Genomic DNA, 21806 nt, shown 5'->3' on the forward strand with positions numbered 1-21806 from the left:
GACATGCGCGTTAGCGGCGTGTCGCCCGCCCTTCAAGCGGCGGCTTCACGGTTTTTGCCGGGTCGAACGGTTGGCCCACGGGCTCGTCGCCGATGTAAACCTGCATCAGCGACGCGGGCGCGATCCGGACGCTGCCGGCATCGAGCGCGGCGCGCTCGCGGGCCAGCGACCGGCGTTCCTCGTCCTGTGTCATCGAAGGTTCGACAGTTTCACCCGTAGCGCCCCATTTCCCGTCCGCAAGGCGCAACACATTAGGCGCGATCGAGCATTTGACCGCCGGATCGGCGGCATCCTGCGCAGTCCATCCGGGCCGCGCGCAGGAATCGTTGAAGACCACCGCTGCCGCCCGATCGGGCTGCAAATAAATCCGGCATAGCGAATCGCCCGTGCACAGGCTCGCGTCCCTGATCGCCGCGAGCAGGGTGGCGGGCGCGGTGGCACCTTGCGGCCAGACCTGTGTCCTGCCAGCAAATTTCTGATCGTCAAAGGGATACCGGCTCTTCATCGCCAGCGTGCGCTTCGCCTCTCCGGCGATCAGCACATTCTTCGATTTCGCTAGATCAGCCAGCGCGCGCTTGCCTGCTGGGCCGAAGTCCCAGCGCAGCGCGGCATAGTCGAATTGAGCTGGCGTCACCCTACCGCTTTCCAGCCGCGCGAGCTGGTTGCGAGTGCTGACCGCACCGAAGTCGAAAATGGGCAGCGCGAGGATCAGTGCGAGGGCGCAGACCAGCAAGGTGAGATGGAGATTCGCCTGCCGCAATCTCGCGTGCCACGCACCGCCCTTCCACCCGCGCAAGATCGCCACCAGCCATGCGAATCCATAGGCACAGGCCGCCGCAATCGCGACGAGGCCCCATATCCGCTCGGGGCTGAGGCCATGCTGAGCGACCCGCGTGCCCATGGAAACCGCCGCGAAAACGGTCAACGGCAGGACGGTCAACGCCAATACCATCGCAGCGACCCGCAGAATCGGGCTGGCACTGGCGGCCTCGTCCGAATCGCGGATGATGGCGTTGGCGAGCAGCCACGCACCCGCCGCGCACAGCAGCAGCACCGGCGTGGCGCTGCGCGTCGCCTGCCACAAGACCGCCGGCCCGGACACGACCATCGCGACGAGGAACAGTGCGAGCCCGGCTGCGAGCGGCACGGCGAGGATCGAGAGAACCACCATGGCCACCCGCTGGAGTGTCGCCAGGATTGCGGTCTCGTTTCGCAACACGCCCAGCGCCGCGCCGAAAGCGGCGCCCGACCAAGTCCAGCCGAACCAGTCCTGCTTCATCAGGTCGCGCAGGAAGTCCAGCTTGAGCAGGTGGAACAGCGCGGCAAGCAGCGCGATGACCAGCCACGCTGCACCGGTGAAGGCCAGTGCCCCTGCCAGCGCCAGTGCGTCGGTCCAGGCCGCTTCGTGAATGGCGGGATAAGGCGCACCAAAGCGCGTCCGATGGAAGCCCGCCTGGAAGAGCGGCAGGGCCAACAGTGTGGCGACAACGCCTGCGAAAAAGCCATATTGCGGATCGGCGTAAGCGTCACCGCCCATTGCCGCGCGCCATGCCAGCCCGGCCATCACCAGTCCGGCAATTCCTGCAAATACCAGCGGTTCCGGCCAGTTGATCCGCTCGACCGAAAGCACGGCGGCAATCGAACCGAAGAACAGAAAGCCGATCACAGCCGCCCGCCATGGGTCGAGCCGCTCCATGCCCTGCCCATTCCCGACCAGCCAGATCAGCAGTCCCGTGAGCCCCAGCGCTATGCCAAGAAGCCATGGCCGCAGCGGCCACTGTGAACGATTGTCGATTGTAGCCCCGGTCATTGTCGCCCTCCCCGCTCGCGTATTAGCAGCGCGAATTCGGGCAAGCGAGCGATAAACCGACCATTATCAACGCGCTCCTGCCGAAGCAGGAGCGCAATGTATCAGGCACCGTGCGAACAGCGCTGGGCTCCTGCTTTTGCAGAAGCGCCAAACGCAGATAGCGATTTATTGCGGTGCGGAAGGGTTCGGACCGCCCGGCCCGCCGGCACCGCCCTGCTGCATCTGCTGCATCATCTGCTGCTGCTGCATCATGCGCATGATTTCCTGCTGGCTGCGGAAGTCGACCAGTTCGACCTCGAACACGAGATCGCTGTTGGCGGGAATCACCACTTCGCCGGTCTGCGGATTGGTCTTCTCATCCGCACCGTAAGCCTGCGCGGCAGGAATGCGGACGCGATACTTGCCGCCCTTCTGCATCACCTGAAGCGCCTCGGAGAATCCGGGAACGACGCCATCGACCTGCAAGGGCGCGTTCTGCGACTGGTCGAACACCTTGCCGTCGGTCAGCGTGCCCTTGTAATTGACCAGCGCGATATCGGCCTTGGTGGGGCTTGGCCCTTCACCTTGCTTGAGTGTTTCCACCGTGGTCCCGCCATCGAGGGTCTGCACATGCGGCGCCGCCGCCCATGCGACTCCCGCACCGATCAGGATCGCAATGATCACGCCAAGCCACAGCTTGGTTAGCGATCCCTTGGCAATGGGCTGGAGCGGTACGCGGGTGACTTCGGTCATCGAATTGTCCTGACTGGAATGATTCGCGGGGCAAGCGCCCAAGCAAAAGGGCGCGGAAATGATTCCGCGCCCTGATGGCTTAGCTTGGATTGAGAGGCAAGCCGCGTTTTACAGCTTGCGGGCGGGATCACTTGGTCCCGTCACGCTCCATCCGCTTACGCTCGAGCTTGCGAGCGCGACGAACGGCAGCAGCCTTTTCACGGGCGCGCTTCTCGCTCGGCTTTTCATAATGGCGGCGCAGCTTCATTTCGCGATACACACCTTCGCGCTGCAGCTTCTTCTTGAGTGCGCGGAGTGCCTGGTCGACGTTGTTATCGCGAACGATGATCTGCATAAACTTTCCAAAACCTCGCTTAAATCGGTTGGCAACCCGCGGGCTTGCGAGTCGATGCCTTTATAATTCAACGAAAAACGAGCCGCTTGCGTTCCACAAACGGTCACGAACCCGGCGCGCATAGCCATGAGCAGGGCAATTTGCAAGCCGTTTGGCGGGTTTCCAGTTCCTCGCCTGCGCGCTAAGGGCGCTGACACTATGCCTATGCCCTCACCCCTCAACGCCTCCGCGCTGGTTTTCGCCGGCGGCGGAACCGGCGCCGTTTTGCGTTACCAGCTTGGCCGACTGATGACGCACTGGCTTGGCCCCAATATGATCACCGCCTTTCCCTGGGCGACGCTGGCGGCCAATGTGCTCGGCAGTTTCGCCATGGGTTTGCTGGCGGGATGGCTGGCACGCCATGGCACCCATCAGGAGCCGTGGCGGCTGTTGATCGGCGTCGGAATGCTGGGCGGCTTCACCACCTTCTCCAGCTTCAGCCTCGAGCTGATGCTGTTGATCGAACGCGGACAGGCTTCGACCGCGCTGACCTATGGCGCGGTGTCGGTGCTGGCAGGCCTTAGCGGCCTTTACATCGGCCTGATCGCAATGCGCCTTACTGCATGAGCGATAACGCCGCCCGCGACGTCCGCCAGTTCACCGTCCAGGCCGACGATGACGGGGTGCGGCTGGACCGATGGTTCAAGCGCCACTTGCCGCAAATCGGCTTCGGCACGATCAGCCGCTGGGCGCGCACCGGGGAGGTGCGGGTCGATGGTAAGCGCGCGCGGCCCGAAGATCGCCTGGCCACCGGCCAGCACATCCGTGTTCCGCCTGGCGGCGAGCAGACCGGAAAACCAGCTCAACAGCGCCGCGAACTGACCGCCGAGGAACGCGAACTGGCCGAGGCGATAGTGATCGCCAGCAGCAAATCTGCACTGGTGCTCAACAAGCCCCCCGGCCTCGCGACGCAGGGCGGCACCAAGACCACCCGCCACGTCGACGGGCTGCTCGACGCCTTCGTCGAAGGCGATGACCAGCCGCGCCCACGCCTCGTCCACCGGCTCGACAAGGATACCTCCGGCGTACTGCTGATCGCGCGCACGCCCGGTAGTGCAGCGTTCTTCTCCAAGCGTTTCTCGGGACGGAGCGCGAAGAAAATCTATTGGGCGCTGGTCGTTGGCGTGCCCGAAGTTTCCGAAGGCACCATCGATGCGCCGCTCGCCAAGCAGCCGGGCACGGGCGGCGAGAAGATGCACGTCGATCATGAAGGCGGACAGCCTGCCAAGACGCGCTATCGCGTGGTCGACAAGGTCGGCAAGAAAGCCGCCTGGCTGGAACTCGAACCTCTGACCGGCCGCACCCACCAGTTGCGCGTCCACTGCGCGGCGATGGGAAATCCGATCGTCGGCGATGGCAAATATGGCGGTCAGGACGCGTTTCTCACCGGCACGATCAGCCGCAAGATGCACCTTCACGCGCGCCGTCTCATCATCGATGCGCCGGGCGGCGACACCATCGATGCGACGGCACCCCTCCCTGAGCATTTCGCCGCCAGCATGGAGCAATTGGGTTTCGACACCGGACAGTCCGAAGCCGAGCCACTGCGCGATTCGCCGCCCGAGCGCAGCCGCGCGGAGAAAAAGCAGGCCGCACGCCAGCACGCCAAACAATATCGCAAGGCGCGCCGGGGCGAGCGGCGCACGCGGGCGACTTCGGCCAGCACCACCAAGGGCAAGAAGCCCGCTCCCAAAGGCAAACCGGCCCCCAACAAGCCACGGGGCAAGCGCTGATGCACCCCAATCCGCTGTTCCGTTCCGAAGATCGCGCACTGTTCGAGACGCTGATCGACGAGATCGGTTTCGGCATGGTGTTCCTGACTACCCCGGACGGCCCGCGTGTCGCACACACGCCGCTGCTCTCGACCGAAGATGGTGCAGTGCAATTCCATCTCGCTCGAGGGAATGCGCTGACAAAGCACCTCGACGGGGCGAATACGCTGGTCACGATCAACGGGCCCGACGGCTATGTGAGTCCGCGCTGGTACGCCAATCGCGACACGGTCCCGACCTGGGATTACGTCACGCTGGAACTGGAAGGCCGGGTGCGGCGGATGGACACCGATGGGCTGGAAGCGCTGCTCCACGCCTTGATCCTGCGCCACGAGGGGCGGATCGCGGGCGAACCATGGCAAGCCGAGGACGCGAGCGAAAAGCTCTGGCGCAGCCAGCTCGCCGGGATCGTCGGCTTCGAGCTGGAAGTGCTGGCATGGCGTCCGACGGTCAAGCTATCGCAAAAGCGCAGTCCCGAAGAGCGCGAGACGATCATGACCGGCCTTGAGAGCGCGGGCTCGCCAGCGCTTGCCGCGCTGATGCGGAGCCTCGTAACATGAGCGCCGTACGGCTCGCGGTGTTCGATTGCGACGGCACGCTGGTCGATGGACAGGCGGCGATCTGCGATTGCATGGAGCTGGCGTTCACCGCCGCCGACCTGCCCTGCCCCGACCGCAATCAGATCCGCCGGATCGTCGGGCTGAGCCTCCCGCAAGCATTACGCCAGCTTGCACCTCAAGCCAGCGATATACAGCGCAACCACGCGGTCGAGGCGTACAAGGAACACTATCGCAGCGCGCGCTATGAGGATCGCCTGCATGAACCGCTTTATCACGGGATCAGCGCGTTGCTCGACCGGTTGGCACTGCGCGGCACCGCTCTCGGCGTCGCGACGGGCAAGAGCGATCGCGGGCTGATCGCCTGCCTGACCGCGCATGGTATTATCGACAAATTCGTGACGCTCCAGACCGCCGACCGCCATCCGTCGAAACCGCATCCTGCCATGCTGAATGCCGCGTTGTTCGAAGGCGCGGCTCAAGCCAGCGAGGCGGTGATGATTGGCGACACGATCTTCGACATCGACATGGCGCGCGCCGCCGATGTCCGCGCCATCGGAGTCGCCTGGGGCTATCATGACCCGGACGAGCTGATCGAGGCCGGAGCCGAAGCCGTGGCCCAGACACCGGAAGAACTGGAAGCGCTGATCCATGGCTGAGCGCGATCCCGCCGCCGGGCGCTATGCTATCATGCAGCTCGCTCGCCTCGGCGGGATGGCGATGGTGGTGATTGGCGCAGCCATGTTGGGGGGGGCCATTCCAGGCCCGCACGAGCTGGCAATAGCATTGTTCATCTGCGGCGCGGTGGAATTCTTCTTCCTGCCGCTAATGCTGGCGCGGCGCTGGCGCAGCCCGAAGGAATGAAGCGCTTTTACAAGGACGCCACCGTGCAGCCGGTCGAGGGCGAATGGCAGGTCCACCTCGACGGGCGCGGAGTCAAGACGCAAGGCGGGAAGCGGCAGATTGTGCCCAACACCGCGCTGGCCGAGCTGCTGCGCGCCGAATGGGCGGCGCAGGGCGAAGACCTCGTCCCGGCAAGCTTCATCTACCGCGACATAGCCGACTATGCGCTTGATGTAGTGGAACCGGACCGCGACGCCGCCATTACCACGCTCCTGCGCTACGCTGAAACGGATACGCTATGCTATCGCGCCGATCCGGAGGATGCGCTGTGGCACAGGCAATGCGCCGTTTGGGACCCGTTGCTGGAGGCCATAGAAACGCGCGAAGGCGTGCGCTTCCAGAGGGTCAGCGGAGTGATGCACAAACCGCAAGGCGCAGATGTGTTGGACAGGTTGCGCGCCCGGCTCGAACAGCTCGACGCGTTTACTCTCGCTGCGCTGAACACTCTTACCAGCCTCGCCGCATCGCTGACCATCGGGCTGTCGGCGCTGGAACCGGATGCCGATAGCCAGACGTTATGGGATGCCGCCAATCTTGAGGAAGACTGGCAGGCCGAACAATGGGGCAGCGACGCAGAAGCCGAAGATCGCTGCGAATTTCGCCGCCACAGCTTCGCCGCAGCGCTTGCCTTCGCACGCGCCGCTCAGGGTTGAACCGATCGCGCGACGATCTAGGTTGCCGCCGATGCTTTCTCACCTGCCACGCCTTCTGCTGACCCTTGCCGCCATCCTGGGCTGTGCCGCAGCGTCCCATGCGGAGCCGGTCTCCGCACTCACGCCCGCCGACTCGGCCATCATCCGCGATGTCGCCGATGGCGCAGGGCCGAGCCAGGTCATCACAATGGGCAAATACGTTCTGGTGGTCGATCCATGGAACCTGCAAATCCGTCGCTATCTCGCCGACGACATCCACAGTCGGCCCGCGATCTGCCTGTTCCCGCGCACATTCGCGCCGGGTCGCGTGGTCCGCACGAAGGCGGGAGTGCGGCTGATTGCCGAACCCTACGGCCCCGATGGCAAGGGCGGATATAATTTGCGCGAACGTAGCGCGATGACAATTACCCCGGCCCAAGTTCGGGATATGCCCATCGTCGGACCATGCCGGTTCGACATCGGCGCGGTTCGTCGGACGGACACACCACCGCGTATTCGCGCAAGCGATGACAGGTCGGACAGCGCGTCCTACCCGCTCCCCAGCGGCACGCGGGCGTGGATAGCGCCGCAGGGCAAAGCAGGTTCGCAGGTTTATGCCGTCCGCTATGCCGGTTCGCTGTCGCATGGCCGCAGCCTGCTATGGTGGAGCGAAGTGGGCGGTGAGCCGCCTGCCGCCTCGGCGAACGGGTTGCCACCCGAAGCCGGACGCCTGATGGTGCGGCAATATGTCGGCGTTTTCGATGCTGCCGGGGGCCCTCCGCAATCGGTGGTGCAAATCATTACCGCCCATGTCCCGCCCCTGCTGCCCGACCACGTAATTCCCAAGCCGACAAAGCTCGAAAAGCCGGGGCTCGAATTCATTTCGGGTGGCACCGGTCCCCATGGCGATGCGATCTGGATCGCCGCCGCGAACATGCCCGACGAGGGGCGCGGCCAGTTTGAGTTGCGACGTTATGACCTCGCCAAATTCGCGTCATCTTCTGGCGCCGAGATCGAACTGGTCCCAAGCGCCAACCGGCCCGAGCCGCTTGCCGACCGCAACGATCCTGCACCGGGCCACGATGCCAATGAGGATGCAAACCTCGCCGCGCGCGACAACCGACCTGCCTCTTTCGGGCAGGTGCGCAAGACGCTGCAGCAGCAGATCGCGTTCCGCTGGCAATTTCCAGAGGACGGGCAGGCGCACCCGTGTGATGGGCGGGACAAATGCACGGTCGCTGCGAACGAAGACGGTGCGCTCGGCACCGGACCGCAATTCACCTATCCGGTCGGCGACGACGCTCATCCCCACGGCGGCGCGCTATGGGTGCAACCGCGCGACCTTGTCGGGGTTCGCCCGGGCACATGGATCCAGTCCGTGCCCTACTCAATCGGCGGTGTGGACCTCGCCGATACTTTCGCAAAGCGACTGGCCGCCAATTATGGAAGCGACCGGAAAACCGCCACGCCCGATCCGATCGGACATATCGGCGAAGGGATGGAGTGGCATGGTGAGGACACCCATTATCCGCTGGGGATCGATTGTTCGGCGCTGATCGCGATGGTCTATGACGTGAAAATCCGTTCGACCGGGCGGATGGTGCGCGCCAACGTGCTGCGCGGAAAGGATGGCCATGCCTATGCCGTTCCGCTCGGCCCGGATCAGGGCTGCCCGGAGCCAGTCCAGAACTTCGCCGATCTGAAACCCGGCGACATCCTGTTGCGCAACGGACACGTGGTGATCTTCAACGGCTTCACCACCGTGGCAGATGCCCCTGGGAGGTCACGTGCCATGCGCGTGTTCGAATCCACCTCGCGCTGCGGAGCGGTTTGCGAAAGCGTCTATGATCCGACCTATTTCGCAGGCTGGTGGATGCTGCGGATGGATCATGGAGCGACCGATAATTGCCCGCTGTGGCTGGAAGACAGAACCCCAAAACGCGCAGGCACCTAGGGGTATTTGCGTATAATTAGCCATTAATCCCCGATAGCCATACGGATGGAAGGGGTTACGATGGACGGCTCGAGCAAATACCAGGCGGCGCTCAACGCACTGAATCGTACGCATTTGCTGGCTGAATTCGATCTTGCAGGAAACGTGCCGTGGGCCAACGAGCTGTTTCTCGAAGCCACCGGCTATCAATTGGCGGAAATCGAAGGCCGCGGCCACCGGATGTTTTGCGACATCGCCTATAGCAAGACGCCGCAATATCGCGAGTTCTGGGACAAGCTCGCGCTCGGCCGATCGCATGATGGCACTTATCAGCGATACGGCAAGAACGGCAATCCGGCAGTGCTGCGCGCAACTTACAATCCCATTCTCGATGAACACGGTCACCCGACCAGCGTCCTGAAAGTTGCCACGGACATCACCGCCGAAAGATTGCGAGAAGCCAATTTCGAAGCCATTTCGCAAGAGATGAACCGGTCGCACGCAATCATCCAGTTCAGTCTGGAGGGCCATATCCTCGAAGTGAACGACGCGTTTATAAGCCTTTTCGGGTATCGTCGGTCGGAATTGATCGGTCGTCATCACCGTATTCTGGCCAAGCCCTCCTATGCCGCCTCGATCGAATACCAGCAGTTTTGGGACCGGCTGGGCCGCGGGGAATGCGATCAGAGGCGCTATTGCCGGGTTGACAGCAAGGGCCGCGATGTGTGGATCCAGGCAACCTACAGCCCGATTCTGGACCTCGATGGCCGACCGACACGGGTTATCAAGTTCGCCAATGATATCAGCCGCGAGATCGATCTCGAGCGTCAGGCGCAAATCCGCTTAAGGGACAGCGAGGCTCTGCGCGACGAAATGTCCGCGCGTCGCAACGAACTCGAACAATCCATGGCCGAAATCGATCATGTGGTGAAGATCATCGCCAATATCACGGCACAGACCAAGATGCTGGCCATCAATGCTGCGATCGAGGCTGCACGGGCGGGCGAACATGGTCGCGGGTTCGCAGTGGTCGCCAATGAGGTCAAGACACTGGCCGATGCCACGCGGCGATCGACCGATCAGGCAACTGCCATGCTGAACCGTCGTGGCCGCGCGAATGTGCAGGACGAAGTTGAACCCGATAGCGTCAGGGCCGCCTGACACGTAGTAAGCATCAGCCCGGTTTTACCCAGTCGGCGACTTCACCGGCGATCTGGTTTGCTGCCTCATCGAGCGCGCGGCCGACCGGCCCCGCCTTCGCCTCGACACCCGGAATACGCGCTTCGAACCGGCGCGTCGTAACCGGATCGGATGCCGTCGCGCCCGATTTGGTGACATCCAGGACCGCTACGACGGTTGAACTACCCGCGTCGTAGCCAAAATCACGCAACACTCCGGTCAGCTGCACAGAGTAGGGGGTGCCCGGACTTTCGCCATCGATCACCAGCTGACCGTTCTTTGCGCGGATCGTTTCGCCGATCAGCGCGCGCATAAGCCGCGCGGGCTTGTCGACCCATTGCGCATCCTTGAGATAAGCGATCGAACTGCCGGTAACCTGCACTGGCACGCGCAGCACGTCGAGCTTTTGCGGCGCGTCGAAATCACCCATCTCCACCGCCTGACGGGAGTCGCCATGCTCCATCGTCCCGGCAGGGGCTGCGGCGGTAGGCGTGAGCACCAGCAGGCTTGGCGGCGGCTTTGAGCCGAAGCTGACACAGCCTGCGAGCAGCATGAGCGGTGCCGTCAGACCGGCGAGTCGGATCAATCGCACAACTGTGTTCCTCATGGCTTGTAGTCGGGCAGCTTGGACCCGCCAATCAGCGATCCTGCCCCCTGATTGTTGAGCTTCTCAGTGACCTGACGCAGCGCCTTGCTGGTGGCGCGCAGATCACGCATCGTCGCTTCGGCAGCGGGCAGCGTGCTCTGGGTCAGCTCCTTGGTCGCGGGCTGCGCGTCGTTAAGAGTCGCCTTCAAGGCATCGGCTGCCCCGCTCGCAGATTTGAGTGTATCCTGCAATTGCGCGGCGAGCTTGTTGCCGTTCTGGTCCAGCAGCTTGTTGGTCGAATCCGCAACCTTCTGGAACTGCTCGAGCGTTCCACTCGCTTCGCGCAGGGTCACCTGCAGCTCGGCCAGTGTGCGTTTGACTTCGGGTGTAGCGCTGGCGAGGTTCGCCGTCATTTTGTTGGTGTTGGCCAGAATGCCGGCAATCGACGCCTGATTCTTGTCCGACAGCAATTCGGTCAAACGCTCGGTCAGCGTGGCCAGCCGTTGCAACAGCAGCGGAGCATTAGCAAGGATTTCACCGAAGCCGCCGGCCTTGGGGGGAATGATCGGCTTGCCTTCGGTGCAGGCAGTCGTCTCGCAAGTGATCGGCGGTCGGCCACGGCGCGCGCCATCGAGCAGGATGGTCGACACCCCGGTGAACGAGCTCTGGATAGTGGCCGTGGTACCGACAAGGATCGGCACGTCCTCTTTTACCTTGATCCGCACCCAGACGAATTCGGGATCCTTGTCCCACAGATTGATGGTATCGACCTGTCCCACCGGAACGCCGGCAAAGGAAACTTCCGAGCCTTTCCCGAGGCCTGAGACCGATTGCTTGAAGAAGATATCGTATTGCTTCTGCTCGCCGTGGTTGAGGCGCGCGATCCAGACGATGAATATCGCCAGCGCAGCCAGCAGCACCAGCGTAACCGCTCCGACCCAGACGTGATTGGCCCGTGTTTCCATCGCTTGCGCTTATCGTCCCCTGTTCGTGGCCATGTTGCGGTACATTTTTTCCTATGCCTTGCCTGCCGGGGGCTTGTCCAACGCTTTGACGGCATTGGCCGCAACCGGCATATCCATATGCTTGCGCAACTCGTCGAGCGCCTGCGCGGTCAGCGCCGCGCGCCCACGCGGACCGTTGAAATATTCCTGGATCCACGGATGGTCGAGCTTCATCAGGTTTGGCACCGTATCGACCGCAATCACCTTCTTGTCGGCGAGCACCGCGACGCGGTCGCAGATCTCGTGCAGCGTATCGAGATCGTGGGTGATCAGGAACACCGTCAGGCCGAGCGTTTCCTTCAGATCGCGGGTCAGATTGTCGAAGGCCGCCGCACCAATCGGATCAAGGCCCGCGGTCGGCTCGTCGAGGAACAGCAGTTCCGGGTCGAGCGCCAGCGCACGCGCCAGCCCCGCGCGCTTACGCATTCCTCCCGAGAGTTCGGAAGGATACTTGCTCACTGCGTCCTCCGGCAAGCCAGACAGGCGCACCTTGTAGCGCGCGATCTCATGGGTCAGATCGGCGGACAATTCGGGATAGAATTGCTTGATCGGAACTTCGACGTTCTCGCCCACGGTGAGTGTGGAGAACAGCGCCCCGCCCTGGAACAACACACCCCAGCGATCCCGCACGCCGAGCACCTGATCGGGCTCGGCACCGGTGATCGAGCGCCCGAACACCCTGACCTCGCCCGCGTCCACCGGCTGCAAGCCGATGATCGCGCGCATCAGCACCGATTTTCCCGTACCCGACCCACCGACGACGCCCAGAATTTCGCCGCGCCGCACCTCGAGATCGAGGTCGTCGTGGATCACCTGCTCGCCAAAACTGGTTTTCAACCCCTCGACCACGATCGGATAGTCGCCCCGGAATCGCTCATCCGGCCTCAGCACGGCATCCTGTTCGGGATCCTTCGCGCCCATCAATTCCATCCGATGTTGGTGAAGAACACGGCGAAAAAGGCATCGATCACGATGACGGCGAAAATCGCCGAAACCACCGACATCGTCGTGCGCATGCCGACTTCTTCCGAATTGCCCGCCACCTGCATCCCGTTATAGCAGCCCGCCAGCGCCACGATCAGCCCGAACACCGGCGCCTTGATCAGCCCCACCCATACATCAGTGATGGGCACGACTTCCTGGATACGCTGGAGGAAGTTCAGGAACGGGATCCCGATGGCGAAATTGGAGATGGTCGCGCCGCCGATGATCGCGACGACGGATGCGTAAAAGCCCAGTAACGGCATCATGAACACTGCCGCCATGATTCGCGGAATCACCAGCGCTTCCATCGGGGAAATGCCGATCGTACGCATCGCGTCGATTTCCTCGGTCAGCTTCATCGTGCCGATCTGTGCGGCAAAGGCGGACCCCGAGCGGCCCGCGACCATGATCGCGGTCATCAGCACGCCCAGTTCGCGCAAGGTGATCCGTCCGACCAAATTAACCGTGAGCGTCTCCGCCCCGAACTGCGACAATTGCACCGCGCCTTGCTGAGCAATCACGATGCCGATCAGAAAGCTCATCAATCCGATAATTGGCAGCGCCGACACCCCGACCAGCTCAAGCTGGCGCACCAGCGCCTTGTAGGCGAAGCGATGCGGATGGCGGATCACACTGAAGCTCGACATAATCAGCGCACCGAAAAAGCCGAGAATGCCATAGGCGCCGGAGCGACCACTATAGACGATATCGCCCATCTTTTCGGTCACCCGGACAAACACGCTTGCCCGCTCGGGCCGGATTGCCTCGTCAGTGGTAAACTCGCCCATTTCGGAGATCAGGCGTTCCGCGCGATCGTTGCATCCGGTAATCTCGGCATCGAGCCGCCGCGCCGCACGAGCAACAATCCAGGCACCCACCGTATCGATTTCCGCGACATCGGTAAGGTCGAATCGAGCGATGGCCTGCTCGACGCTTGCCAGACGTGGCTCGACATCGCTGATCGTCGCGATCAACCACGGGCCGGTCAGCGCCAACGCGGCGCCGCCCCCTTCTTGCTCTTCGATCGCGAAATCGGCGCGTTCCATCGGGCACAGCCTATGCGGGCAAATCCCGGGCTTCACAAGGCCATCAACGCTGTTCTTCGTGTTGCGCAGAAGAAAAGCGGCTGGCAAAGGCACCGCCCATGACCACCGAACTCACCAAGACCTTCGATCCCGCCGAAATCGAACAGCGCTGGTACGCGCATTGGGAAGAAAACGGGCTGTTCCGCCCCGAACGGCCGGACGCCGAGCCCTTCACGATCGTCAATCCACCTCCAAACATCACCGGCAGCCTGCATATCGGCCACGCGCTCGACAACACGTTGCAGGATATCGTAATCCGCTACGAACGGCTGCGCGGCAAGGATGCGCTGTGGGTGGTCGGCACCGACCATGCGGGCATCGCAACGCAGATGGTGGTCGAACGCCAGCTGGAGCAGCACCAGGATAAGCGCACCAACTATAGCCGCGAGCAATTCGTCGACAAGGTGCGGGAATGGAAAGCGGAAAGCGGCGGTGCGATCACGCGGCAGCTGCGCCGCCTGGGCTGTTCGATGGACTGGTCACGCGAACAGTTCACGATGGACCCGCATTTTTCCTCCGCCGTGATCAAGGTGTTCGTCGATCTTTACAACGACGGGCTGATCTATCGCGACAAGCGGCTGGTCAACTGGGACCCCAAGCTGAAAACCGCGATCAGCGATCTTGAAGTGGAAACGCGCGAGGTGCCGGGGCATTTCTGGCATTTCAAATATCCGCTGGCCGATGGCGTTAAGACGGCAGATGGCAAGGATTATCTGGTCGTCGCCACCACCCGCCCCGAAACCATGCTCGCCGACATGGCAGTGGCGGTGCATCCGAGTGATGAACGCTATGCCAGCGTGGTGGGTAAGGAGATCCTCCAGCCGATCACCGGGCGGCGCTTCAAGGTGGTGGCGGACGAACACGCCGACCCTGAACTGGGCAGCGGTGTGGTCAAGATCACGCCGGGCCACGATTTCAACGACTTTGAGGTGGGCAGGCGCGCGGGCATGAAGGCGGGCGAGATGCTCAACATGCTCGATGGCGAGGCCCGCGTGGTGCAGACCGCCGACGGTCTGGTACCGGATGAATTCCTCGGCCTCGACCGGTTCGACGCACGCAAGCTGGTGGTCGAGCGGATGAAGAATTGCGGCTGCCTGATCCCGCATGTCACCGAAAAGGACGGCGAGCGCACCGAGCATGACGCCGAACCGCGCACGATCCAGCAACCCTTCGGCGACCGGGGCGGGGTGCCGATCGAGCCGTGGCTGACCGACCAGTGGTATGTCGATGCCGAAAAGCTCGCCCAAAAGCCGATCGAGGCGGTAAAATCGGGCGCGGTCGAGATCGTCCCCAAAAGCTGGGAGAAGACCTTCTTCAACTGGATGGAAAACATCCAGCCATGGTGCGTCAGCCGCCAGCTGTGGTGGGGGCACCGGATTCCGGCTTGGTATGCCGAGGATGGCCGCGTAATCGTGGCCGAGAATGCCGAGGCCGCGCAGAGCCTCGCCGGACCCGGTGTTTCGCTGACGCAGGACGAAGACGTCCTCGACACATGGTTCTCCTCCGCCCTGTGGCCCTTCGCCACGCTCGGCTGGCCGGACAAGACCGCGCTGCTCGACAAGCATTTCCCCAACGACTTACTGATCTCAGGCTTCGACATCCTGTTCTTCTGGGACGCACGGATGCTGATGCAGGGGTATCAGTTCATGGGTGAGGCCCCCTGGCCGCGGCTCTACCTCCATGGGCTGGTCCGCGCGGCGGACGGCGCGAAGATGTCCAAGTCCAAGGGCAATGTCGTCGATCCGCTGGGCCTGATCGACCAGTACGGCGCGGACGCGCTGCGCTTCTTCATGGCGGCGATGGAAAGCCAAGGCCGCGACATCAAAATGGATGACAAGCGGGTCGAGGGATACCGCAACTTCGCCACCAAACTGTGGAACGCGGCGCGCTTCTGCCAGTCGAACAGCATCGGCGCGAGCGACACCATCGCCGCCCCGACAGCAAGGCTCGCCGCCAACCAATGGATCATCGGCGAGGTGGTGGAAACGCTAGCAGAACTCGACAAGGCGATGGCCGAGCTGCGCTTCGATGCGGCGGCCAATGCGATCTATCATTTCGTGTGGGACCGCTTCTGCGACTGGTATCTGGAACTGATCAAGCCGGTGTTCTCTGGCGATGCCGACAGCCTGGCGGCGGTCGAGACCCGCGCGGTGGCCGGTTGGGCGCTCGACCAGATCCTCGTCATGCTGCACCCGTTCATGCCCTTCATCACAGAAGAGCTGTGGCACGCGCAGGGCGAGCGGCCTTATGAACTGATCCTCGCCAAATGGCCCGCGCATGAGGCGCAGGTGTCCAAGGACGCGACCGACGCCATCGACTGGATGATCGAGCTGACCACGGTCGTCCGCAGCGCGAAGAACGAAGTCGGGATCGCGCCGGGAGCCAAGCTGGCCGCCTTCTGCGCCAATCCCTCGGAGCTTGCCCGCCGCGTGGTCGAGCGGTCGAGCGCCGCAATCGAGAGGCTTGCGCGGCTGACCCCGGTGACTTTTGGCGAGGCACCGGCAGGGGCGGCAATGCAGGTCACCGCAGGCGGCGATCTGTTCGTCATCCCGCTCGAAGGCGTGATCGATATCGATGCCGAAAAGGCCCGTCTTGCCAAGGCTTTGGAGGCCAGTCGCAAGGAAGCCAAATCGCTCGAAGGGCGGCTCAATAACGCCAATTTCGTCGAGCGGGCCAAGCCCGAAGCGGTCGAAAAGGCGCGCACCGATCATGCCCATCACACCGCCGAGATCGCACGGCTGGAGGCGGCGCTGGCACGGCTGGGCTGACCACCCTCGGCTTCGCGGGCGTTTCCTACGCGCGGGCGTTGTGCGATGGTACGTCAATGACCATGCCCGCATCCGCCCTGAACGCCAGCATTCTTGCGGGTTTTGACGCATCCATGCGGCCAGCGGTTTTTACCCCTTGGACCGTGTTCCATGTGTTCCAGATTGTAGGACCGGCAGGAGAGCGATCATGGCGTTAGTGCTGGCGACCGACGAGAGCGGCGGGCCGGAGATTTTCGCATCGGTTCAGGGCGAAGGGGCGAGCGCGGGAATGCCCGTCGCGTTCCTGCGGCTGAGCCGGTGCAACCTCGCCTGCCACTGGTGCGACACCGCCTATACATGGCATTTCGAGGGCGATAACCGCCCCCACAGATCGGGCCGAACCTATGATCGCAAGGCCAATCAGGTCACGCTGGAGGTGGGCGATGTGGCAGAGCGCATTCGCGTGCTGGGGCAAAAGCGCCTCGTCGTGACCGGGGGCGAACCGCTGTTGCAGGCAGGCCCGCTGGCCGAATTGCTCGAAGCGGTCGACGATATGAGCGTTGAGGTCGAAACCAATGGCACGGTCAAGCCACCTGCCCGGCTCGACATTCGCATCGACCAGTTCAACGTCAGCCCCAAGCTGGCGCACAGCGGCAATCCGGCCGAACTGGCGCTGCTGCCCGAACGGCTCGCCGCATGGTCCGCCGACCCGCGCGCATTCTTCAAATTCGTGGTGGCCTCGCCTGAGGATGTCGAAGAGGTGCTGGCGCTCAAGCGCAGCTACGCCATCCCGGCCCAGCGTATCTTCCTTATGGCCGAGGGGACCGACAGCGCCACGCTGCACGCGCGCGAGCAATGGCTGGTGCCGCTATGCCTCGAACACGGCCTGCGCCTGTCGGACCGGCTGCATATCCACCTGTTCGGCGATACGCGGGGGACGTAATTTGTTTGCGCCATCTGCCGATCGATTTTCGGCAGGGTGTAGCGAGAATGGCGAGCCGCGAGAACCGGCGCACAGCGACCTTTCAGGTCGTGAGCACCGGAAGCGCAGCGGATTGCCATTCGCAGCCCGCCCTGGCGGAAATCAGCCCTGGCTCCGCCAGCGCTGGACGATACGCTCGACTGCATCTTCCTCGCCGCCGGACTTGCTCCACAATTCGACGAAGCTCGGGTCTTCCGACGCCGGACGCTTGGATTCATCGAGCGTGTCGAAGCTGACGCGGATGGGGATCGCCACACCCTCGCCGCAGATGATGCACTCGCGGTTGCGCAGGGCGGGGATCGAATCGAGGAAGCCGCGCGCGCCTTCGGGCATGGCGGCCTTCACGAAAGCCTGGTCGCGATCGTTGTTCAGGCGCATCGAGATGATCGTGCCGCACTGCGACAGCACTCCCTCGGCAAGGTCGGACGGGCGCTGCGTGATAAGGCCTAGGCTGATCCCGTATTTACGGCCCTCCTTGGCGATGCGCGAAAGCACCCGGCCAACCGAACTATCGTCAGCATATTTCTCTGACGGGACGTATCTATGCGCTTCTTCGCACACCAGCAGGATCGGGCTGGTCTTTTCCTCGCGGCCCCAGATGGCGAAGTCGAACACCAGACGGCTGAGCACGGCCACAACCGTCGAGGTGATGTCCGATGGAACGCCGGACACATCGATGATCGAGATCGGCTTGCCCGAGGCCGGCATACGGAAAATGCGGCACAGGAAATCAGTCATCGTGTCGCCGACCAGCATTCCGGAGAACATGAACTGGTAGCGCGGATCGCTCTTGATCTCGTCGAGCTTGGTCTTGATGCGCATGTAGGGCGCGGAATTGGTCGACTTGTCGAGCTTGCCCATCTGCGTCTGGATCTCGTTGGAAAGGTCCGAGAGCAGATAGGGGATTGGCGAATCGACGGTGATCTTGCCCAGAGTTCCTGCCAGACGGCTCTTGGAACGCGCGGCGAGCAGGCACTTGGCAAGGATGTCGGCGTCGACCTGCCGCTCGTTGCCCAATCCAGTCAGCAGCACCTCACAATGTTCCTCGAAATTCATCAGCCAATAAGGCATCTGCAGGTTCGAAACGTCGAGAATCACGCCGGTGTTGCGGAACGCGGCGGAATATTCGCCGTGCGGGTCGATCATTATCACATGGCCTTCGGGTGCGGCTTCGCAGATGCGGTGAAGAATCAACGCGGTACTTGTCGATTTTCCCGTGCCGGTGGACCCCAGAAGCGCGAAGTGGCGGCCGAGCAGCGCATCGATATAAAGCCCTGCACGAATGTCCTTGGTCGGATAGACACGCCCGATAGTGATCGCATTGCGCCCGTCGCTGGCATAGACCTGTCGCAGATCCTGCGTGGTTGCCGGATAGATCAACGCGCCGGGCACGGGATAGCGGGTCACACCGCGCTTGAAGCTGTGCAGCTTGCCGGTCAGCTTTTCTTCCTGCCCTTCGCCGAGGAAATCGATATTGGCAATGATCGAGTTTTCGCTGCGGCCCTGTTTCTGATTGCGCACGCTGGCGAGCAGCCATGTCTGGCCGACGCGGATCTTGATCTGGCTGCCGACCTGCCCGGCAAGCGCAACCGATGGATCGGCATCTTCCATGCATTCGTTGAGGCGTTGCAGGTCGATTGCGATCTGCGAACTGGACCCGGCAATTTCCAGCACTACGCCGATCGGCTGCAGCGCATTGTCGCTGGCCGGGACGGTTGCCGGATCAGCAGCACCGATCGCAGGCTGTTGCGCAGCTTGCTGAGCACCATTCAGCGCCTCTTCGATGCCTGACTGGATCTCCTCCGCCGATGTCGGGCTTTCACGCAAAATACTGCGCCGTGGTGGCTGTGCACCCTGCTCCTTCGCAGGATCGAAGGTGCGGAATTGATCGTAGTTCATATCAGACATTTCGATGAGCCGATCCCCTGGCTGTCCCTGCCATCGGGCATTAGATCGGATGGGTTAAAAAGCGGTCAATCGGGCATTTTGGCGACGGTCCGATCCGCACTCAGATCATCGAGTAGAATCGCCCTGCACCCCATCCCATGCCCACCGACAACACCACTGCAATCAGGCCGTAAGCGAGGGAATCGTGCTGAGCAGTGCTGGCGATAAAGCGTTCGAACCCGACCTTTTTCACATCGACATCGGTCTGAGCGGAAGCGATGACCCTGCCGTTCGCAATGGCGAAAGTTTCGGCGGTGTAAGTGCCGGTCACGACATTCGACGGCAAATCAATGCGAGCTTGGTACAAAACCTTTCCGCTGACGGTAACTCCGCCAATGTTCTCCTTATACAATCCCTCGCGGCTGCGCAGGTCGACCAAACCCTCGGCAAAACGCCGCTGGCGGACGGGATCAATGACCCCACTAGGAGAAAGCTGAATGTATTTCGTCCCGAATTCGTAGATCGCAGCGGTTTTCTCGTCGACGATGTCCTTGATCGGACGAGTGCTGGCGACCGCAAAAAAAGAAGGCGCCGAGCGGAAATCGGTGCTGTCGGAGTTGATCCAGATGCCGCCGAAACGCTCCTTTTCGCGCAGACGGATCGGCTCTGATGGCCCTTGCAAGACCACAACGATGTCATAGTCCTGGCCGCCCACGCGGCCTGCCGGATCGAGGATCGCTCCGAACAGTAGCAGTTCGGTACCTTTGAACCCCTGCCGCACCTGCACCTCGTGCTGCGAAACCTCAGGCACCAGCACCGGATCGCGCGCTCCTATCGCAAACACAGCGAACAAGGCCAGAAGCGCCGCTCTCACAGTGCCGATACCGTAAACAGCTCGTCCGGCCTGACACCCAGGCCGAAGAGCATCTTGAACGCGATCAGCAGAACCACTGCCGCCAGCACCAGCCGCAGTACCTCGGGCTTGGCACGTCCGGCGAACTGCGTCCCCATCTGTGCGCCGGTGACCGATCCAATCAACAACAGCGCAACCAGCACCATGTCGACCGCATGCGTGGTCAGCGAATGCATCATCGTGGCGAGAATGGTGGTAAAGACCACATTATACAGACTGGTCCCGACCACGACATTGGCGCTCATCCCCAGCACGTAGAGCATGGCAGGAATCAGCAGGAAGCCGCCACCGATGCCCATCAACATCGACAATATGCCCACCACCATGCCCAGTATCAGCGGTGCGAGCGGAGAAATATACAGCCCTGATCGATAGAACCGCCAACGCCACGGCAAGGCGCTGACCAGTGGATGGTGGCGTCGGCGGCGTGGGGCCGCAGTGCCCTTGCCCGAATTGCGGAGCGCCTGCCACGCCTCGCGCGCCATCATCGCTCCGATCGAACCGAGCAGCACAACGTAGAGCGCGCTGATGACCACGTCGATCTGGCCGATGGAGCGGAAAAAGCGGAACAGCAACGAACCGATGCCAGCGCCAATGCCTCCGCCAACGACCATTACCGAACCCATCCGGTAATCGACGCCATTGCGCTTGGAATGCGCGAACAGGCCCGACACGCTGGCGCCGGTTACCTGGGTCGTAGCAGATGCCGCAGCGACCGTCGGCGGAACACCGTAGAAGATCAGCAGTGGCGTGGTCAGGAATCCCCCGCCGATCCCGAATAGTCCGGACAGCATTCCCGTAACCAGGCCAAGGGCGACGATCACCAGCCCATTGACCGAAAGATTCGCAATCGGGAGGTAAACGTCCATATGGCACGCCGTATCGCAGGCGTGGGCCAGTGGGAAGGCGGTGGTGATCGTTCCGGCTTAAAAGCCAGTCGACAGGGTCAAAGCTGCACCACTTGCAGGTTCGGCGTCGCCCAACACCCGTAGTCTGTAATCGAGTGCCACACGCGCCGGTACCGGCCCGATAGAGAGGGAGAGGCTGGCACTTGGGCCGACATCCAGCCGCTTCGCGCCCTTCTGAATGCCAGCCCTCGTTCCTGCACCCGCATTCAGACGCGTATCGCCACGTTGCGCCAAGGTACGCTCTGCGACCAAGCTCCCATCAGCGAAAGCGGTTGCGTAAGAGCCGCCGACATAGCCCGCCTGAACATAGCCGCGCGCGGCAAAATCCAATGGCAAGCCCGCATTATCAATCCCGGTCGTAACGAAAATCGCAGGCCTGATTTCGGTGCCCCCTGCTCGCCGCGTTGCGCGTGCTTCCATATGGGCGGAAATTGGCTAGGCTGAAAAAGGGCGCGCGGAGAAGCCAGCAGCCAGTTCGCTCTCGCTCTGTCGCACGAGACCTTGGCTCGCACGAAGTTACGCGGCGGCGCGGTGGCCACCCGATGCTGGCGCGAGCCGATAGCGCAGGACGGCACCTATCTGACTAAGTCCGTAGACGGGTGGCCGAACGCCCCCGATCGCTGCATTTGCGTTCGATCCTTGCCGCAGAAATAGCCAGCCATCCGCCGACCACCGGTCGCTTCCTCCGGTCTTGGAAGGGGTTTGCCCGCGCGCAAAATCCGACACTTCCGCTCGCGCCTGGGGCTGCGTGACGACGGATCGTTCGTCGCCTGTTTGCTGCGTCGACAGAACTCGTGCCACTGCAGCCGGAATTGGCAA

At 62.6% G+C, this 21806-nt stretch carries 21 protein-coding genes; 10 read left to right on the plus strand and 11 right to left on the minus strand.

The features are described 5' to 3' along the window. Nucleotides 1-10: 10 nt before the first annotated feature. From GRI58_RS01950 to rpsU, 3 genes are all read right to left on the minus strand, one after another. Entirely contained in the window at nucleotides 11-1810 is a 1800-nt protein-coding gene (locus GRI58_RS01950) for a DUF4153 domain-containing protein (RefSeq protein WP_160751858.1), read from the minus strand. Between the two features lie 165 nt (nucleotides 1811-1975). Then, nucleotides 1976-2542, minus strand: a complete 567-nt coding sequence (locus GRI58_RS01955; RefSeq protein WP_160751859.1) for an FKBP-type peptidyl-prolyl cis-trans isomerase — start codon at nucleotides 2540-2542, stop codon at nucleotides 1976-1978. 127 nt (nucleotides 2543-2669) lie between these two features. After that, nucleotides 2670-2876: a 30S ribosomal protein S21 gene (rpsU, locus tag GRI58_RS01960; RefSeq protein ID WP_160751860.1), complete on the minus strand. Its 207-nt coding sequence runs from the start codon at nucleotides 2874-2876 to the stop codon at nucleotides 2670-2672. A 198-nt stretch (nucleotides 2877-3074) separates the two neighbouring features. Here rpsU and crcB point away from each other — a divergent pair, with 198 nt between their 5' ends. From crcB to GRI58_RS15765, 8 genes are read left to right on the plus strand one after another with little or no spacing between them, the layout of a single operon-like run. After that, nucleotides 3075-3482, plus strand: coding sequence for a fluoride efflux transporter CrcB (gene crcB, locus GRI58_RS01965; protein ID WP_160751861.1), 408 nt, complete (start codon nucleotides 3075-3077; stop codon nucleotides 3480-3482). Further along, the gene (locus GRI58_RS01970; protein ID WP_160751862.1) at nucleotides 3479-4648 is read left to right on the plus strand and encodes an RluA family pseudouridine synthase; all 1170 of its coding nucleotides are present in this window, start codon (nucleotides 3479-3481) and stop codon (nucleotides 4646-4648) included. Before crcB ends, GRI58_RS01970 begins: the two co-directional genes overlap by 4 nt. Further along, on the plus strand, nucleotides 4648-5247 hold the full coding sequence (locus tag GRI58_RS01975; RefSeq protein ID WP_160751863.1) for an FMN-binding negative transcriptional regulator: 600 nt from the start codon (nucleotides 4648-4650) through the stop codon (nucleotides 5245-5247). Before GRI58_RS01970 ends, GRI58_RS01975 begins: the two co-directional genes overlap by 1 nt. Continuing rightward, nucleotides 5244-5903 carry an HAD-IA family hydrolase gene (locus GRI58_RS01980; RefSeq protein ID WP_160751864.1) on the plus strand — a complete coding sequence of 220 codons (660 nt, stop codon included), beginning with the start codon at nucleotides 5244-5246 and terminating at the stop codon, nucleotides 5901-5903. Before GRI58_RS01975 ends, GRI58_RS01980 begins: the two co-directional genes overlap by 4 nt. Beyond that, entirely contained in the window at nucleotides 5896-6108 is a 213-nt protein-coding gene (locus tag GRI58_RS01985) for a hypothetical protein (RefSeq protein ID WP_160751865.1), read from the plus strand. The genes GRI58_RS01980 and GRI58_RS01985 overlap by 8 nt, the downstream gene beginning before the upstream one ends. Next, nucleotides 6105-6800, plus strand: a complete 696-nt coding sequence (locus GRI58_RS01990; RefSeq protein WP_160751866.1) for an ATP12 family chaperone protein — start codon at nucleotides 6105-6107, stop codon at nucleotides 6798-6800. The genes GRI58_RS01985 and GRI58_RS01990 overlap by 4 nt, the downstream gene beginning before the upstream one ends. A 31-nt stretch (nucleotides 6801-6831) precedes the next feature. Next, nucleotides 6832-8733 (plus strand): hypothetical protein, encoded by a 1902-nt coding sequence (locus GRI58_RS01995; protein WP_160751867.1) that lies wholly within the window; start codon nucleotides 6832-6834, stop codon nucleotides 8731-8733. 60 nt (nucleotides 8734-8793) lie between these two features. Continuing rightward, a complete protein-coding gene (locus GRI58_RS15765) occupies nucleotides 8794-9873 on the plus strand; it encodes a methyl-accepting chemotaxis protein (RefSeq protein WP_272916319.1) in 1080 nt (359 codons plus the stop codon). A gap of 13 nt (nucleotides 9874-9886) precedes the next feature. Here GRI58_RS15765 and GRI58_RS02005 read toward each other — a convergent pair whose 3' ends face one another. The 4 genes from GRI58_RS02005 to GRI58_RS02020 are packed head-to-tail and all read right to left on the minus strand — an operon-like array spanning nucleotide 9887 to nucleotide 13511. Continuing rightward, nucleotides 9887-10498 carry an ABC-type transport auxiliary lipoprotein family protein gene (locus GRI58_RS02005; protein ID WP_160751869.1) on the minus strand — a complete coding sequence of 204 codons (612 nt, stop codon included), beginning with the start codon at nucleotides 10496-10498 and terminating at the stop codon, nucleotides 9887-9889. Continuing rightward, nucleotides 10495-11442, minus strand: a complete 948-nt coding sequence (locus GRI58_RS02010; protein WP_160751870.1) for an MlaD family protein — start codon at nucleotides 11440-11442, stop codon at nucleotides 10495-10497. The genes GRI58_RS02005 and GRI58_RS02010 overlap by 4 nt, the downstream gene beginning before the upstream one ends. A gap of 51 nt (nucleotides 11443-11493) precedes the next feature. Continuing rightward, nucleotides 11494-12402 carry an ABC transporter ATP-binding protein gene (locus GRI58_RS02015; RefSeq protein ID WP_160751871.1) on the minus strand — a complete coding sequence of 303 codons (909 nt, stop codon included), beginning with the start codon at nucleotides 12400-12402 and terminating at the stop codon, nucleotides 11494-11496. Next, the gene (locus GRI58_RS02020) at nucleotides 12402-13511 is read right to left on the minus strand and encodes an ABC transporter permease (RefSeq protein WP_160751872.1); all 1110 of its coding nucleotides are present in this window, start codon (nucleotides 13509-13511) and stop codon (nucleotides 12402-12404) included. The genes GRI58_RS02015 and GRI58_RS02020 overlap by 1 nt, the downstream gene beginning before the upstream one ends. Before the next feature lie 98 nt (nucleotides 13512-13609). On the opposite strand from GRI58_RS02020, the gene GRI58_RS02025 reads away from it, so the two are divergent. Continuing rightward, nucleotides 13610-16318 carry a valine--tRNA ligase gene (locus tag GRI58_RS02025; protein ID WP_160751873.1) on the plus strand — a complete coding sequence of 903 codons (2709 nt, stop codon included), beginning with the start codon at nucleotides 13610-13612 and terminating at the stop codon, nucleotides 16316-16318. A gap of 187 nt (nucleotides 16319-16505) precedes the next feature. Beyond that, complete coding sequence (locus tag GRI58_RS02030; protein ID WP_160751874.1) at nucleotides 16506-17240, plus strand: 7-carboxy-7-deazaguanine synthase QueE; 735 nt, start codon at nucleotides 16506-16508, stop codon at nucleotides 17238-17240. Nucleotides 17241-17381: 141 nt separating this feature from the next. Here the strand turns inward: GRI58_RS02030 and GRI58_RS02035 are convergent, their stop codons facing one another. The 4 genes from GRI58_RS02035 to GRI58_RS02050 form a co-directional block, all read right to left on the minus strand. Next, nucleotides 17382-19187 (minus strand): ATP-binding protein, encoded by a 1806-nt coding sequence (locus tag GRI58_RS02035; protein ID WP_419957010.1) that lies wholly within the window; start codon nucleotides 19185-19187, stop codon nucleotides 17382-17384. A 100-nt stretch (nucleotides 19188-19287) separates the two neighbouring features. Next, nucleotides 19288-20049 carry a TIGR02186 family protein gene (locus GRI58_RS02040; protein WP_160751986.1) on the minus strand — a complete coding sequence of 254 codons (762 nt, stop codon included), beginning with the start codon at nucleotides 20047-20049 and terminating at the stop codon, nucleotides 19288-19290. Next, nucleotides 20037-20948 carry a sulfite exporter TauE/SafE family protein gene (locus tag GRI58_RS02045; protein WP_160751875.1) on the minus strand — a complete coding sequence of 304 codons (912 nt, stop codon included), beginning with the start codon at nucleotides 20946-20948 and terminating at the stop codon, nucleotides 20037-20039. The genes GRI58_RS02040 and GRI58_RS02045 overlap by 13 nt, the downstream gene beginning before the upstream one ends. 57 nt (nucleotides 20949-21005) lie before the next feature. Continuing rightward, nucleotides 21006-21323: a hypothetical protein gene (locus tag GRI58_RS02050; RefSeq protein ID WP_237452014.1), complete on the minus strand. Its 318-nt coding sequence runs from the start codon at nucleotides 21321-21323 to the stop codon at nucleotides 21006-21008. Nucleotides 21324-21806: the final 483 nt, after the last annotated feature.

Origin of the sequence: Qipengyuania algicida (assembly GCF_009828025.1) — a bacterium.
Classification (GTDB): domain Bacteria; phylum Pseudomonadota; class Alphaproteobacteria; order Sphingomonadales; family Sphingomonadaceae; genus Qipengyuania; species Qipengyuania algicida.